Origin of the sequence: Aquimarina aggregata, from assembly GCF_001632745.1 — a bacterium.
Taxonomy (GTDB): Bacteria; Bacteroidota; Bacteroidia; order Flavobacteriales; family Flavobacteriaceae; genus Aquimarina; species Aquimarina aggregata.
Genome location: NZ_LQRT01000013.1, coordinates 494909 through 510852, shown reverse-complemented (window position 1 = coordinate 510852; position 15944 = coordinate 494909). Strand labels below are relative to the sequence as shown.

At 31.1% G+C, this 15944-nt stretch carries 17 protein-coding genes and 1 riboswitch; of the genes, 5 read left to right on the top strand and 12 right to left on the bottom strand.

Going from position 1 to position 15944, the window contains the following annotated elements; all coding sequences use genetic code 11:
• Nucleotides 1-3: 3 nt before the first annotated feature.
• Nucleotides 4-190, top strand: a riboswitch (cobalamin riboswitch).
• 138 nt (nt 191-328) lie between these two features.
• Genes AWE51_RS13545 through AWE51_RS13525 form a run of 5 tightly spaced genes read left to right on the top strand, consistent with a single transcriptional unit; the run spans nt 329 to nt 5967 of the window.
• On the top strand, nt 329-2587 hold the full coding sequence (locus AWE51_RS13545) for a TonB-dependent receptor (RefSeq protein WP_066314285.1): 2259 nt from the start codon (nt 329-331) through the stop codon (nt 2585-2587).
• A 2-nt stretch (nt 2588-2589) separates the two neighbouring features.
• Nucleotides 2590-3426: a (2Fe-2S) ferredoxin domain-containing protein gene (locus AWE51_RS13540; protein WP_066314284.1), complete on the top strand. Its 837-nt coding sequence runs from the start codon at nt 2590-2592 to the stop codon at nt 3424-3426.
• A gap of 40 nt (nt 3427-3466) precedes the next feature.
• Complete coding sequence (locus AWE51_RS13535) at nt 3467-4279, top strand: NAD(P)-binding domain-containing protein (RefSeq protein ID WP_066314282.1); 813 nt, start codon at nt 3467-3469, stop codon at nt 4277-4279.
• A 2-nt stretch (nt 4280-4281) separates the two neighbouring features.
• Nucleotides 4282-5004 carry a uroporphyrinogen-III C-methyltransferase gene (gene cobA, locus AWE51_RS13530; RefSeq protein WP_066314280.1) on the top strand — a complete coding sequence of 241 codons (723 nt, stop codon included), beginning with the start codon at nt 4282-4284 and terminating at the stop codon, nt 5002-5004.
• A gap of 24 nt (nt 5005-5028) precedes the next feature.
• Complete coding sequence (locus AWE51_RS13525) at nt 5029-5967, top strand: sirohydrochlorin chelatase (RefSeq protein ID WP_066314278.1); 939 nt, start codon at nt 5029-5031, stop codon at nt 5965-5967.
• Nucleotides 5968-6095: 128 nt separating this feature from the next.
• Here AWE51_RS13525 and AWE51_RS13520 read toward each other — a convergent pair whose 3' ends face one another.
• The 12 genes from AWE51_RS13520 to AWE51_RS13460 form a co-directional block, all read right to left on the bottom strand.
• Nucleotides 6096-7145 (bottom strand): methyltransferase, encoded by a 1050-nt coding sequence (locus tag AWE51_RS13520; RefSeq protein ID WP_066314276.1) that lies wholly within the window; start codon nt 7143-7145, stop codon nt 6096-6098.
• A 197-nt stretch (nt 7146-7342) separates the two neighbouring features.
• Complete coding sequence (locus tag AWE51_RS13515) at nt 7343-7762, bottom strand: hypothetical protein (protein ID WP_082832432.1); 420 nt, start codon at nt 7760-7762, stop codon at nt 7343-7345.
• A gap of 185 nt (nt 7763-7947) precedes the next feature.
• Nucleotides 7948-8619: a GldM family protein gene (locus AWE51_RS13510; protein WP_066314275.1), complete on the bottom strand. Its 672-nt coding sequence runs from the start codon at nt 8617-8619 to the stop codon at nt 7948-7950.
• Nucleotides 8620-8644: 25 nt separating this feature from the next.
• Entirely contained in the window at nt 8645-9094 is a 450-nt protein-coding gene (locus tag AWE51_RS13505) for an ankyrin repeat domain-containing protein (RefSeq protein ID WP_066314274.1), read from the bottom strand.
• Between the two features lie 90 nt (nt 9095-9184).
• Complete coding sequence (locus AWE51_RS13500; protein WP_157766095.1) at nt 9185-9724, bottom strand: hypothetical protein; 540 nt, start codon at nt 9722-9724, stop codon at nt 9185-9187.
• A 187-nt stretch (nt 9725-9911) separates the two neighbouring features.
• On the bottom strand, nt 9912-10727 hold the full coding sequence (locus AWE51_RS13495; RefSeq protein WP_066314271.1) for a carboxypeptidase-like regulatory domain-containing protein: 816 nt from the start codon (nt 10725-10727) through the stop codon (nt 9912-9914).
• A gap of 203 nt (nt 10728-10930) precedes the next feature.
• Complete coding sequence (locus AWE51_RS13490) at nt 10931-11305, bottom strand: VOC family protein (RefSeq protein WP_066314269.1); 375 nt, start codon at nt 11303-11305, stop codon at nt 10931-10933.
• Nucleotides 11306-11376: 71 nt separating this feature from the next.
• Nucleotides 11377-12192 (bottom strand): helix-turn-helix transcriptional regulator, encoded by an 816-nt coding sequence (locus tag AWE51_RS13485; RefSeq protein WP_066314268.1) that lies wholly within the window; start codon nt 12190-12192, stop codon nt 11377-11379.
• A 222-nt stretch (nt 12193-12414) separates the two neighbouring features.
• Complete coding sequence (locus AWE51_RS13480; protein ID WP_066314266.1) at nt 12415-13071, bottom strand: hypothetical protein; 657 nt, start codon at nt 13069-13071, stop codon at nt 12415-12417.
• A 151-nt stretch (nt 13072-13222) separates the two neighbouring features.
• A complete protein-coding gene (locus AWE51_RS13475) occupies nt 13223-13939 on the bottom strand; it encodes a trypsin-like serine protease (protein ID WP_066314264.1) in 717 nt (238 codons plus the stop codon).
• A gap of 254 nt (nt 13940-14193) precedes the next feature.
• Nucleotides 14194-14877: an ATP-binding cassette domain-containing protein gene (locus AWE51_RS13470; RefSeq protein WP_066314263.1), complete on the bottom strand. Its 684-nt coding sequence runs from the start codon at nt 14875-14877 to the stop codon at nt 14194-14196.
• Between the two features lie 482 nt (nt 14878-15359).
• The gene (locus tag AWE51_RS13460) at nt 15360-15944 is read right to left on the bottom strand and encodes a hypothetical protein (protein ID WP_066314260.1); all 585 of its coding nucleotides are present in this window, start codon (nt 15942-15944) and stop codon (nt 15360-15362) included.

The following is a 15944-nucleotide window of genomic DNA, read 5'->3' as shown; positions in this document are numbered from 1 at the left end:
TTATATTCGCTGCGGATTAATGGTTCTTGTAGTGATACGAGATTAAAAGGGAATTTGGTGAGAATCCAAAACTGTTCCCGCAACTGTAATACATTTCAAGAATTACTGTCAAAAATGCCACTGTATACTGCATATGGGAAGGCGATAGTAATACGTAAGTCAGGAGACCTGCCATATAATTTTTAATATAAACTCTCGGGTAAAGAGTTGGATATTTTAGAATAAAGTATGGGTTTTTGACTTTTAAAAAAGATATAACACTTATGTCTTTTGAACTTTATTTTTCTATTTCTAAAACTTTTCCTGCTTAATTACGATTTTTTCACAGATGAAAAAACACACATTATGCAGTGTATTTTTGTTGATGAACTTATTTGGTTTTTCACAATCACAAAGTATTGTAAAAGGTATTGTAAAAGAAAATACTACAGGTTTAAGTATTTCGGACGTTTCTGTAACAGTTTCACAGCAAAACATAGGAACTAGTACCAATGGTAATGGAGAATATTCTATTAGATTACCTAAAGGCCAATACATTATTGAGTTTTCTGCAGTTGGTTTCACTACGGTTTCAAAAAAAATACAACTAGAAGAAGAATTACAGCCCCTTTATGTTGGGTTAAAGCGTTCTGAAACCATTTTATCTGAGATTATTATCGAATCAGATAAAGAAAAAGAAATTGATGAACATACTGTTTCTAAACTCTCTTTAAAATTAAGACCTATTACAAGTGCACAAGATTTACTGAGAACAGTTCCTGGATTATTTATAGCGCAACATGCTGGAGGAGGTAAAGCCGAACAAATATTTTTAAGAGGCTTTGATAATGATCATGGTACTGATTTTGCAGTTTTTGTTGATGATATACCAATAAACTTAACATCGCATGCGCATGGACAAGGGTATGCTGATTTACATTTTCTTATTCCTGAAACTGTTGGTGATGCAAGTTATTATAAGGGGCCTCATAAGACATCTATTGGTAATTTTGGAGTTTCTGGAGCTGCCTCTTATAGAACTAAAAGTAGATTGAATAAGAATTTAGTGAAATTAGAGTATGGTCAATATGACTATGTTCGTGCTTTAGGTATGGTTACCTTATTAGATCAGAAGAACTTTTTGACCAAAAACTATGAGAACGCATACATTGCTATAGAAGGCACTTATAATAGAAGTTTTTTTGATACTCCTCAAGATTTAAGAAGGTTAAATACTTTTTCTAAATATACTGCAGATATTAATGATACAAATACATTAGTCACCTCAATATCTACATTTCATAGCGATTGGAATGCCTCAGGGCAAATTCCATTGCGAGCAGTGCAATCTGGTTTGATAGGCAGGTACGGAGCGATAGACGATAGTGAAGGAGGAGATACAAAAAGAATTCATGGTACTATACAACTAAGTTCTGAACTTAATGAAAATATGGTTCTTAACAATCAATTGTACTATGTGTCTAACGATTTTAATTTATACTCCAATTTTAGCTTTTTTCAAAATGATCCTGTTAATGGGGATATGATACATCAATTCGAATACAGAAATATTTTTGGATATTCAGGGGCCTTAACTTTAAAAAGCATGATTGGGTCATTTGAAAGTAAAACAAAATTTGGCTTAGGAGTTCAATATAATGACAATAGATTGGGATTAAATAGAGGAGTTAGAAGAGTGTTTTTAGAATCAGTTAACCGATTTAGAGTAAAAGAAACCAATTATAGTTTGTATGCAGAAGAATTGCTTCATATCAATGAACGTTTTAGAATATTAATGGGGTTAAGAGGTGATTATTTTAATTTTGACTTAGAAGATATTCTCCCTGTGCAAGGTGCTGGAAACGAAAATGCTTTTCGACTTAGTCCTAAATTTAGTGTATACTACGACATAGCTCCTAACGTTCAATTGTATGCCAAGGCAAGTTCTGGATTCCATTCTAATTATACGCAAACAGTTATAAAAGACCCTTCTATTGATCCATTGCCAAAGGCAGTTGGATATGATCTAGGAGTAGAGTTTAAAATAGGAAAACATATACTAACCAATCTTACGGCATGGTATATACAAAGTGATGCAGAATTTGTTTTTATTACCGATTCTCCTGAGTTCGAAAATAGAGGCCGCTCTGAACGAGTGGGTGGAGATTTATCGTTGCATTATCAACCAAGATCATATTTATGGTTTGATACTAATATGAATTATAGTTACGGAACTTTATTAGATGAACCGCAAGAGGCAAATAAAATACCCTCTGCTCCTCGTTTTACTTCTACCGGTGGGGTAACTCTAAAATTACCAAACGGGATAAAAAGTTCGTTACGATATAGGTATTTAGCAGAGCGACCATTACTAGAGGATGAATCTGTGAGTGCAGATGCATATTTTCTAGGAGATTTTGTCATGAATTATACAAAACCCAAATATGAAATAGGGTTATCTATAGAAAATATTTTTAATCAAGATTGGGTAGAAGCTATATTTTATGATGCTTCTCAACTTCAGGGTGAAGCGGCTCCAGTCGATGATTTTCATTTTACACCAGGAACACCTTTTTCAGCCAAATTAAGTCTAACATATTTCTTTTAATTATGGGAAAAAATATACCTAAAGTATCGACAACATTTCAATTTTGTGATGGAGGGTCTTGTCAAAAAGCAAAAAGCGAAGTAGCAGTAAGAGAAGCTAGAGCATATCTTCGTAATCAAGGAGTATGGGATGAAACACATACCATAAAAACAAGATGCAATGGTAGGTGTGAGGATGCACCAACCTGGATCGTACAACCGGGTAATTTTTGGTATAAAAATGTTACTCCAGAAAAGGCTGTAGCTATTGTGAAATCTCATGTAGAAAAAGAGCAACCACAAGAAGAATATCTTTTATTTAAAGAGGGGTGGTCGGTATTGTTAACAGAAAATGAAAAAACAGTAGCTCCGCCAGTATTTAAATATAAAAAAGATATAGAATATGGTGAGGTTTTAATTGCGAGGGCTTTTGCCTCTGATCAACATTTATATCCTTTATTTCAATATTTCTTTCAACAACCTAGACCTATAGGCATACAAATAGGAGCGGGAGAGATCATTGTAATTAATCAACCACATACTGTAGATTATAATGATAAATATGAAGTAAAAATAACAGGAGAACAACTAGAGTTAGCACTTACTATTGCGGGTATTCCAAAGGATATAGCAGAAGATATAGCTGATCGTAAAGTAAGTATTGCAGAAGTTATCTGGCAAAGAAAAAAAACTATCTTTACCAAGGTGTTACGTCTTAAAAATAAAAAAGGAAAACACTTGGCTTCATTTTGGATTAAAGAAGAAGATAATAGTACATGGGAGCATCTGCTTACTATATATTTGTCTATGCAAATAGATAATATTCGAATAGAAGATGATCTAAGTGTAAATAAATTTTAATCCTCGTTTTGAAGTAATTTGATTTTTAAAACTTGAGCATGTGAATAGTAAACAGATAAGTATATTGGGTTGTGGGTGGCTAGGATTGCCATTGGCTGTTGATTTAGTGTCCAAAGGAATTAATGTGAAAGGATCTACAACAACAGCAACTAAAATTTCTGAGTTAGAAAAAGAAGGAATTATGCCTTTTTTACTAAAATTAGGAGAAGCTAATCAAGAGGTATCTAAAGATTTTTTAAAAGATAGCGAGATCATTGTTGTTAACTTTCCTCCTAAAAGAATTCCAAATATACTACAGGTATATACGCAACAAATAGCAGGCATATTACCTTATATTTCAAGCACTCAAAAAGTTATTTTTATTAGTTCAACTTCTGTATATCAAAATACAAATGATGAGGTTTTTGAAACGATTGATGTCCAACCTGAGAAAGCATCTGGATTAGCAGTTGCTGCTGTCGAAAAACTATTACAAGAACAATTGGGAGAACGCTTAACCATAATTCGATTTTGTGGGTTAATAGGGTACGATCGGTTACCAGGTAGATTTTTAGCCAATAAAAAAGAAGTACTTAACGGAGATGCGCCTATTAATGTAATTCATAGAGATGATTGTATCAGGCTAATACTTGCTGTGATAGAAAAAAATAGTTGGGGAGAGATCATTAACGGTTGTGCAGATCAGCACCCTTTACGAAAAGAGTTCTATACTATTGCGGCTAGAAATATAGGATTAACACCACCAAGTTTTATAAAACAGGAAACGATAGTCTATAAAATCATATCAAATACAAAAAGTAAAACGGTATTGGGCTTTGAATATAAATATCCAGACCCTTTAAAACTGATCTAATAATGCATGCTGTAGCAATAGTAGGCGCCGGACCAGGAGATCCGGATTTGTTAACCGTTAAAGCGCATCGACTTATAAAAGATGCACAAGTCATTCTACATGATAATTTAGTTTCTGATCGTATTATGGCGATAAGCCGGGAGGCAGAAAAAATATATGTAGGCCGAAAATTTGGAGATACTTCAGACCAGATTAGTAGGCAACAAAAAATTAACGAATTACTAGAATCGTATTACCGTCAAGGAAAAAAAGTGGTACGTCTCAAATCTGGAGATCCATATGTCTATGGTAGAGCGGCAGAAGAGGTTAGATATCTTACGATTAAGAAAATTCCTTTTGAAGTAATTCCGGGAATATCCGCGGCTCTAGCGGCAGCAAATATTCATAACATTCCAATTACAGAGAGAAACAAGTCTAATGCCATGCTTATTTGTACGGCACATACTGCCGATTATTCTTTTGAACAACTTAATGGGATAGCACATATGCTCAAAGCCGGAAATACAATTTCGATATATATGGGACTTAAAAGTTTACACAGAATTATACCTAAATTGTTAGAAGTTTGTAAAGATGATACAATTCCTGTAAATGCAGCTTCTAATGTATCGCGATCAAATCAGTCCTTAATTACAGGTACTTTAGGAAGTATAGAAGAACAAATTAAGAATAGTACAATACAGATGCCTGTAGTACTAATTATAGGAGCAAATCCTATATGTTAATGTAAAGAGAATTATACATAAGAAATGAAAGAAGGTATATTACTTTGTGGACATGGTAGTCGTAGAGAAGCTGCGATAACATCTTTTAAAAAGTTAGTTGCAATTTTGCAAGATCGGTATGAAAAAGAGTATGAAGTTGATTATGGTTTTTTAGAGTTTAATCATCCAACATACGAAGCTGCTGTAGAGCGAATGTATCTTAACGGGATTCGAAAAGTATATGCACTACCTGTTATTTTGTTTGCAGGTTCTCATGCTAAAAACGACATCCCGTACGAGTTAAATACAATACAAAGTTATCATGAAGATTTAACGATCACCATGGGCAAACATATTGGTGTAAATTCGTTTTTACTTGATTTAGCCGTAAAGCGAATTGAAGAAACTGAAGCTACGTTAACACCAATGGATCGAAAGGAAACTTGTTTGGTAGTAGTTGGTAGAGGTACCACAGATCCGGATGCAAATAGTGATGTTTGTAAGCTTACAAGTATGCTTTGGGAAGGAATGGGGTATGGATTTGCAACTACGGCATATAGTGGTACTGCGTACCCTAAGGTTGATGAATCATTGCAAATGATCGAAAAACTTGGTTTTAAACGTACAATTGTTATCCCATTTTTCTTTTTCACAGGCGTATTGTTAGAGCGTATTTATGGTCATGTAACTACTATGAATACTAATTCTGATCAAGAATTTATATATACAGCTCCGTTTGGTACAGATGAACTATTGATGAAGGCTTTTGATGAACGTTTAGAAGAAGCAAAGACAGGGACAGCCTATATGAATTGTCAACTTTGTAAATACAGAAAACAAGTAGTTGGTTTTGAACAAGATTATGGTGCAGAACAAGTAGGCCACCATTTGAACGTAAAAGGAATCCTTTTTGAAGAAGATGAAAAGCCTGGAGAGGTTAAAAACTCCTTAGGAACTAAGATTAAGAAAGTTCTGGGGATTTAGAAAAGTTACATTAGATATCTTTAAATTGTAAATTGGGTTTATGTATGAAGATTTTATTTGATTAAAGGGCTAACAATTTAAATAAACAATCGCTTAAATGATTTTTATTTAAATCGTTAGCAAAAGTTTTATTTTATAGCAATTACAGCACTTGTATTTCCAGTCAAATTCATGGTAGAAACCTGTGAAAAACCAATTTCACTTGCCCAAAGATTAAAGTCGGCTGCGGTAAAGTCAAAACCTTCGGGTGTTTCCATTAACATTTGTAATGACATCATTAGACCAAATGCATTTGTTCTTCTATCATCATCAATGATATTTTCAATTACAATTAATGCCCCTGCACTTGGTAAAGCATCATAGGCTTTTTTGATAAGTGTTTTCTTGTCTTGTAATCCCCAGTTATGAAGAATGTTCCCCATCGTAATAACATCAGACTGTGGGAATTCGTCTTTAAAAAAGTCACCTGACTTAACAGATATGCTATCACTTAATCCATTAGCTAAAATATTTTCTTTGGCAAGAATTTCTAATGGAGGTAGGTCAAAGGTAATGGATTTTATATGATTATTGTTTTGTACTACTTCTACGGCTAAATGTCCAGAAGAACCTCCTATATCACAATGTGTTTTGTAATTAGAAAAGTCAAATTTTTGAGACAACATCTTAAAATTGGAACTTTGAAGACCTTCCATAGCTTTTAAAAATTCTTTCAATTTTTGTTGGTCAGCATATATATCTTCAAAAATTGGAGCTCCTCCATTTTTTATTTCATTTTGAGGAATACCCGTTTTTAATCCTTCTTCGAGTGTATTCCAAAAGCCATACAACCTATTATTTGATAGTTCAAGCATGCCTCCAACGTAACTTGGTTTGTTCTTGTCAAGAAATAGATTTGTCTCCTCTGTGTTTGTATATATAGAAGATTCTTTTAATCCTGTTCTTTGTAAGAAGTTTAATGCGACTAAAGTGTCTAAAAAATCATAAAGCCCTCTGTCGTGTAGTCCTAATTTTTCCTTGATATTTTGACCAGCTAACTCTTCTTCCTCTGCTAAAAGAGTAAATAACCCCATATTAACTGCTGAGAGTAATGTTTTTGAAGCCCAGAATCCCAATCCAACTTGCATGATTTTTGAAGGGGTCAATTGTTTTTTAATTACAGTTTTACTTTCTTCCATAATGACGATTTGTTTACTTAATTTTTGTTAACGCTAGATAGATGAACTGAAGCAAATCAAATAAGTCAGAACCAATTGATCTATCTGCGCATTTTTATTTCTTTTAAACGTATAAAAATTCAGTACTATTATATAAAAAGAAATGACGTTTCGATTAAACACTAATCGAACTATTTACTATGGTGTTGTATGCTGTTTTATCTTGTTAAATAATTATAAATAAATACTGCATTTATAATAATTAGGATCCAGAATAAAATTCCATATAACCTAATTTTTCTAGCTTCTCGAGCCTTTTCGTCAAATCCATACTTTTCATAACGTTCAAATTCTGATTTTGAAAAATGATCATAATTTCTCCATTTTTGTGTTGGTATAAAAAAAGGTAAAAAGAAAAGAGGAATCCATTCACTAGGTGTTAATGGAGCAGTTTTACGATCATTTTGATTTTTTTTATACTTGAAATATTCAATTTCGACTTCTAATAGCTGTTTTTGAGTCAAATTCCGAGATTTTAATTCCAATTCAGCATTTTTAATGTCGGTTTTATTGCTCCCATTTTTTATAAGATCAAATAATTCAACATTCGTATATCTGTAAATCTTTTTATTGTTCATGAATATCCTACTCAATAGGTATATGAAGTTTAATACATGTGTTATAGTGGTACAAAACGTTACTAAGCTTTTCGATATTATCGATGCATTGGTTGCTAAATTTTACTTTTTGCAAGCATTTCGTCTTACCAAAAATACAAGAACTAATCGATTACTGATTAGCAGCTATGATCACGTACTTGGTGTTAACGTTTGTTTATTATTTCAATTGATATACTTCCTAGAGATTTAAGACATGAAGTTATATTTCCAGATATTCTTTTTGGGCTGGCATCAAATATCTGAATTTCCCCTCCAATACCTAATTTCAGAATTTTTGAGTAAGTTTCATCAGTAATTTTATTTCCGTTGATTATCACGGTTGGTAAATCTCCAATTTTTATTTTATATTTTCTGATGGTGAAATACTTTTCCAAGTATCCTGAATTTGGAAAGTAAATTTCAATTTTTGCATCTTTCAAATCAGTTAAATACATTTTAAGGTGATGGCCTGAATTATCGTTAATTTTTAGTTTTGGTCTCGTTATGTCTTGTACGTCAAATTTGATACTTTTAGATTTAGTGTTCACTCCAGAGTTATACAATTTAACCTCGAGTATTTTTTTAGGGGCTTTTTCAGTGGTACAATTGATATAATAATATCCTTGTTTGTCTTTTTTTAATAAACCTCTGTGTGGGTCAAAAACTTGAATACTGTCAGTGTTTGGCACAGAAATTTTGATTTTATTTTGGATTCCTCTGTATACTATTTTTGGGTAATTGGCATTTTCTATAACGATATCAGAATCATTATTTTGTCCGACAATAGTAATTGAAGAAAATAGTAGTAAAATGGTTATTAAAATGTATTTGCTCATCGATTTGTTTTAATAGACATTATGGTTAGTTTCTTTTTATTAGTTCGTCTATTTGCGGAATTAGAGGGCGGAAAAATGATTTCAATTGTTCAAAACTTTCATTATTATGAGCATAAGATGAAATAATATCAATTGGTCTTTCACTTTCTTTATTTTTAAGTCTGAAGTTTGCTCCACTATCCAATAAAGTTTTTACTACATCCATAGCGTTTTTAGGAGGTTTAGTTAGACTATCTTGAATCATACTGTCTATGGCTATATCAATAGCTTCTCTTAACGGTTTTCCGTTGTCAATATTTAAATCTGCTCCATTTTCAATAACAAATTTCAGTATACTTGTGTTTCCCGAGTTTATCGCAGCAATAATCGGTCTGATTCCAATTCCGTACTCTTCATTGATATCCGCTCCATTCATTATCATTCTAGAAGCAATTTCCAGATTTGATTCGTCAATATGGGCATTTAATTCTTTCATTTATTTTACATCAACCACAACGTCTTTTGCATGTTGTGTTTGCCTACCGAAGGCGACATTTGCAATATACAAATTGTTGTAGCGCGTTTTTTATTTCAATCGGTTAAACATTTTCTTTTCCTCTAACTCATAAATTATTTCTTCGCAGATTAAGTTTAGTTTCGCAATTGATAGATCGTTATTTGATTCGTAATTCAAGTTTTTATTATTCTCTTCAGTTTTTAAATTATATTTATTAAATTTCTTTTGAAATTTAGTCGAATCTTTAAAAAACCAAAAATGCCTTTGTGGTGAATGACTGCGAGTAGAAACGTATGAATATTTTTTCCCATTTACTATACTGTCTGCTTTTGTAGTGTAGATTTTAACTTCGTCTTTTTTTAGATTATCTATATTCTTTTCGTAAAACTCAAGAGATTTTGAATCAGTTAGTTTTATAGAATTGAATCCACCACAATTATCGTATTTTTTAATCCAAGTTTCATTTCCATTTTTCCAAAAACCATACATATTGAAGTTATATCCTTTAGGTTTGCAAACAGTCGTCTCTCCCTTTTTAAGGATTAGAAAACTAGAACTATAAGTTATATGCTTGACGATAAAAAAGTTTGAAATATTTTCCAATTTCATTTCCGACCTAAATTTAGTAATTAGTAATTCTGTTGGGTCATCTTTTTCTTGTCCGAAAGTCAGATTGAATATTATAAGTAAGATTATTAATGTGAATTTCTGCATTTGCTAAATTTGCTACAACGTTTAATATGTGTGTCATTGCAAGGTAAAATGTTACCTAACTTTTCGACTTTTCTGCAAGCATTCAATTTAACCCGTTTTCTTTTTTGTACTCATAACTTTTACTTTTAAAGTATTTCAAAACTTTTAACGCATCTATAGTCTCCGGCAATTTAGAAAAATCAGGGTGATTTACGCAAAAATCAAGAAAATCGGCAATATTTGTTTGAGGTATTCCCAGTGCTTCGGATAATACTTGCTTTGAAAACAAATTATCTATTTCATTTTCAATTTTAATATGCTTATCAAGTAAGACGCGATTTTTAAGCTTTTTTGTTCTACCTGAAATCTTATTAAGCAATTTAGTAACATTTACGGTTGCAGCAACTCCATAAAATTTAATTAACTTTCCGTCATCGGCTTCAAAAAGTAATCTCTCGTTTTTAGTTTTCACTTTTATATTTGCTTTAGGTAGTCCCAAAGATGTGGAAGTAATAACAGGGTTAGTATCAAACTTTTTTATATCAAGAGCAACTGTACCTGTTAGATTATGTGGTAGAATTACAACTTCGTCTAAATTGACAATTTTTTCTTCTAAATCAACTTGAATTTTCTTTTGATTTAGAATTTCATCTGTTATAACGATTTCCTTCTTTCTATAACTAACAGCAGAGAATTGTAATGTATCTTGCAATTTAACTTCAATGCTGAAAAACCCTTTAATATCAGTAATCGTAGATTTTTTAGAATTTATATTAACAACTAAAATATCAGAGACAGTATAATTTGGACTTGTAACTATGCCAGTCAATTCCACAATATTTTCTTGACTATATCCGATTATCGAAGTCAATAAAATAGGTAGTAATATAAATAGGCGAAACGAGTCTTTATTATTCACATATTATGTATTGGGTTTTAATACAAAACCTTAAAATATTGTGACTGTTGCAGATTTATACTAATAAGAGATAATGTTTTGTGTATGAGGAGTAGCGGATTAAATACAACTATTTTTCAAAAAGCAATTTACTGAATAAATACAATAGCGGTTCGAGTTTGCACTGGAACCGTTATTGTTTTTATACCTTGTTGTGTGTTCATCTATTTTCTTGAATGAAGACCAATTGTATTTCCTTCAGTATCTAGGAATATTGAGATAAATCCAAATTCTCCTATTGGTGTTTTTGATTTTAGAAGTTTTCCTCCTGCACTTTCAATTCTTATTTCTTCAGTAGTACAATCATTAGATGCGAAATAAACAACTGTATTGTTTTCATTAGCAACATAGTTTTCTTTTTCGACCAGAGCCCCTGTTGCATTTGCTCCATTATTTTCGAACGGAAATGTAGATTGTTGTCCCCATTCAATAGGTAAGTCAGTTAACTTTATTGCAAAAACAGTTTCATAAAATTTCTTAGCTCTTTCTAGGTTTGCTACATTAATATCAAACCAACAAACAGGATTTACAGTATTCATTTTTATCATTTTTAAGTTCTCTACAAAGTTGAGAATGGTTTGAGACTTAAAATTGTAAAAATGGGACAACACTATTTTTTTGAATCAAAAATCAATGACATTTTTAAATCCTCTCCGTAAAATTCTTTTGGTGTAATTCCTGTAAATTCTTTAAAATCTTTAATGAAATGTGACTGGTCAAAGTACTCATTTTCGTAGGTCAAATCGGTTAAGTTTGTCTTTTCGTTTTGTAAAAGCGATTTTAGTGTTGCCTGTAGTCGCACAATTTTTGAAAGTTGTTTTGGACTTAAGCCTACATTTGACGAAAATTTTCTAGCTAATATTCTCCGACTTAAACTGGCTTGGTTTGATAATTCATTAACTGAAAGTTGTCCTTTGTATTTCACAATTGTTTCTATTGTAGAGTTTACAATTCGGTCTTTTACCTCTTTGCTTTTTAATAACTCCAGCAGAAATTTTTCAGCTATGTTGATTCGCTGACTAGTGTTTTTAGCATCTAAAATTTCTTGCTCTAATTTTTTTCCTTTTTCACCAAACAACTCTTTTAAAGCAATAGGTTTGTTTTCCATTTCTTTTATGGGAATGTTGGTAAAAGGTGAAAATCCATTTGGATTAAATCGAATTACAAAAGTTCCTGTTTCTCCTGCAGGCTCAACAATATAAGGTTTAGTAAGTTGACCTATTAAAAAACATCTTGGTTGCAGAAAACTTTTCCCACTTTTAGGATGATGCCAATACAAGTCGCCATAATGAAAAATTAATTTCACTGTTCCGTCCGGAACAATAGTGTTCCTAGTAGGGGTGTTTTCAAAAGAACTTTCCAATGTCCAATAACATTTTACAAAGTCTTCTAATTCACTATTGGGCTCAAATATTTTTGGGTTCACTCGGTTTCTTTTTTCAAGGTGACGCACAACATTCAGTGTATAAAACGTAGCGTGTAAAAAGATACTACATTTTCTAATTCGCACTGAGCCAATTTTTATATTTTGTTTTAATTTTCTGTTTTAAAGCCAAATTAAAAGATTTGGCAGACATTATAAAAATAGACTAAACTTTTGATTAAGAATCAAACCCCGTATTAATGATAGCCTTTGTTGTATGCAGTATTACTTAGCACTGAATTTCACAATGATAGTTTCCCATTTTTGTCCGAATAATTGATTCTTAACAACTCCAAAATCCTTATTTCTTAAAGAAGCTAAATAGATGTCTTTTATATTTACATTGAGATTGTCAGATTCCTTGGATTCTTTTAGTTCAATTATGTTACCTAATTTTTGACCAGTTAGTTCTGCTATCATTTTTCCCTTTTCTTTCGCTTTTTTGAGAAGTTTTGAAAATAACTTTTTCTCAGATAACTCAGGATTTTCATATTCAATTTCACCAATAGAAGCTTTTATGAAATCCAATTTTTTCAATTCAGTGGTTAAATTTTCTAATTCTTTTGAGTTTGATAATTCAACAGCAAAGCCATATTTCCAAAAACCGACATAATCGTGAATCTGAAATTCACTGTTGTTTAAAGGTCTAATTTTATATTTTCTGTTTCTTAAAAAAAGTTCAAGTTGCTCATATTTTTCCTGCATTTTTGATTTTGCTAAATCTTTATCAGAACTTAAGAATTTGGATTCACTGATTTGAACATTATATTCAAATTTTACAGGTTTCAATCTGATAGAGTCTTTAACTTTTATTTCAATGAATCCATTTTGAGCAAATCCAATATTTGTCAATAGTAGTATTAGGTATAATATTTTCTTCATTTTTTTGATATTGCATACAACGGACTTGTGTATGAGTAGTAGTGGATTTCTACTCACAAATCTTTCGCTTTTGCACTGACCTTTATTTTATATTTGTATTTTCATTTAATTACTTAAACCGCTATTACTTATACACCGTGTTATACACTGGTTATTTTATACTCTCCTCAATCCATTTCTTATAAAAGCTAATACGAGCATAATATTCAGTTACTCCATAAACACCTTGTTTTCCGCTATCAATATCTGTTTGATTTGAGCTAACCCCAACAATATATCTCACGTTACCTATGTCAATAAAAGCAGGTCCACCACTATCACCAGGTCCACTTACTCCTTCTAATTCTGTAGTGTTTTCTGATTGTGGGCTATCAAAATTAAAGATAATCCATTGACCATCTACTTCATCTATTCTATTAGTTGCTCCTCGTGTAATTTTATCCCAATTTTGCGGACCTGTTAATCCAGTTCCGAAATCTCCTCTACCTACAATGGTTATTTGTTTTCCTTTTTCGTTTTGTTTATCGTATAGTTTTGCAAAAGGAATACTTGTTACACTTCCTTTAATTTTAATGAGAGCTATATCATTTTCTATAGACGTTTCGCTTATTTGGAAGTTTGGGTGAATAATTGCTTTTTCTACATCATATTGTTTATTGTTAATACTCACTTGTGGTATTTCGCCATTTTCTAATTCTTCTTTTAACAGAATAGCTGCGTGTGCAGCTGTTACGGCCCAATTTTCTTTAATCAGTGTAGCCTCACCATCAGATAAATGACAAATTTGAGGGTATTTTTTTCCTAATTCAATAAAACGTTCATCTGGTATGTCGTGGCGAACTATTAAACTCATTAATGAAAATGACATAATTAAAAATAATAGGATTGAGCTTACTTTTTTCATTTCTATCTTAACTAAAGGTTAATGAGTGTTATGCTTTTCAAACTTGTGTAAAGAGGACTTGTGTATGGAACGTAGCGTGTCAAGAAGCACTAGCTTTTCGGATTACCACAGAGCCGAATTTTTATATTTTGTTTTTAATTTATCAATCTTAAAAGCCAAATTAAAATTTTTACGGTCTTTGTAAATAAGCTCACAACTTTCGATTTAGCATTTACTGACTATGTTTTATAAACCGTGTTGTAAGTAGTTTTTGACATATACCCTAATTCTACTAATTCTTTTTTGTCATTGATTTCTTTTAAATATCCATTTTGCAAGTAAACGATTTTATCTGCTAAATTTATTACATTTTCATAGTCATGGTCAGTTACAATATAACCTTTTAATAATTTCATTTTTTTTATGTATTCTATGATGTAATCTTTTATAATTGGACTAACTCCATTAAAAGGTTCGTCCAGTAAAATATATTTTGCATTTGAATGAATAGTCAATAGAATCTCTATTATTCTTTTCTCTCCCCCTGATAAATCTTGATTCTTTTTATTCAGTAGTGGTTTGACGTATTCGTTTTCAATTACAATTGGTCTATTTTCTTTTTGTAAGAACAAATTTATTAATGATTTTATTGAAATGTTATTTGGCAAGAAGCTATCTTGAGGTAAATAGCTGATTAGATTTCTTCCATCATATACATTTTTTATAATTTTATTTCCAACTCTAACAAATTTCGAATCTGCTTTTTCAGCACCATAAATAATTTTGAGTAGTGTAGATTTCCCAGAACCATTTAACCCAATCAAACCTTTAATTTCTCCTTTTTTGCAAGAAATAAAAACATCGCTCAAAATAATTTTATTATTGTAAGATTTAGTAAGGCTATCTATATGAAGTTTACTCATATTATAATTAAAATAAAGAAATTAATTAATGCAGTAATAAATGTTGAAACCCAAAGCATAATATTACTTAATCCTAAATTATAGTAATAAAAGTATTGATTTTTGTTTTTAATATCATAAACGTAATATTGAGCGAAAGGAACTATAAGTGAAAAACCCAATCCAATTGTTTGATGATTTATAAAACCAGTAAATAGGAAGCCTAAAATTCCGATTGCTATTGAGGTTAAATAGGATATAAAAAATATCTTTTTTTGGAATATAAGTATGTTTTTCAATATTCTCAAAAGAGTGGATTTTTAAATTACTTAAAACGTTAAGTGTATGTTAACGGGTAAACATATTTCTCTTGTATGAGTAACTAAATTAGTAAATCTTTTACTTTTTTAATTTTTTTTTGGTAATGAGTATAAATTTTGGTTGGTTTTGCTCTCACATTATAAGAACCAAGATTAAGAAGGTGTCAAGAATATAGTAATGTATTAATCTTCTAATATTGCAGTCTTAATCCATGAGGACATAGATTTAAAAAAACTACTTTTTGTTTCCATTTTGTCAATTTCAGATTGATTAATTAGGCGTTTGAAATACCTTTTTTCAGAATGTCTAGCGTATAGTTCTCCTTCGAAACGATAAGCCTTTGAAAACATTTTTATTCCTGTGATAAATTCTTTGAGATTGGGAAAGTTAGTATTTATAAATGTCTCTATAGTTTCATTTTCTGATATAAAGAGTTCACCAGTACTACCGTTGATGATTTCGTAATTGCCATTATTTCTTTTAGAAAGAAATAAGATTAACCGTTGTCCATTTTTTGGAAATTTAATGCGTCTATCACAGGTCCATTCTCTCCACATAGTAACAGTGATTTTTTGTGCAGATGTACCTTTAACAAATTCAGAAATTTGAAAATCGTATTCATATACAGAAAAAGATACCGCAGAAATAGCACCAACGACAATTAAATCAGCTTTTGAAATAATAACAGGGTATGATAACGTTCTTTTTTTAAAATTAGAGTTTGTTGTAAATCCTAAAATTAATAGTATAGAAATCAAATTTTTCAT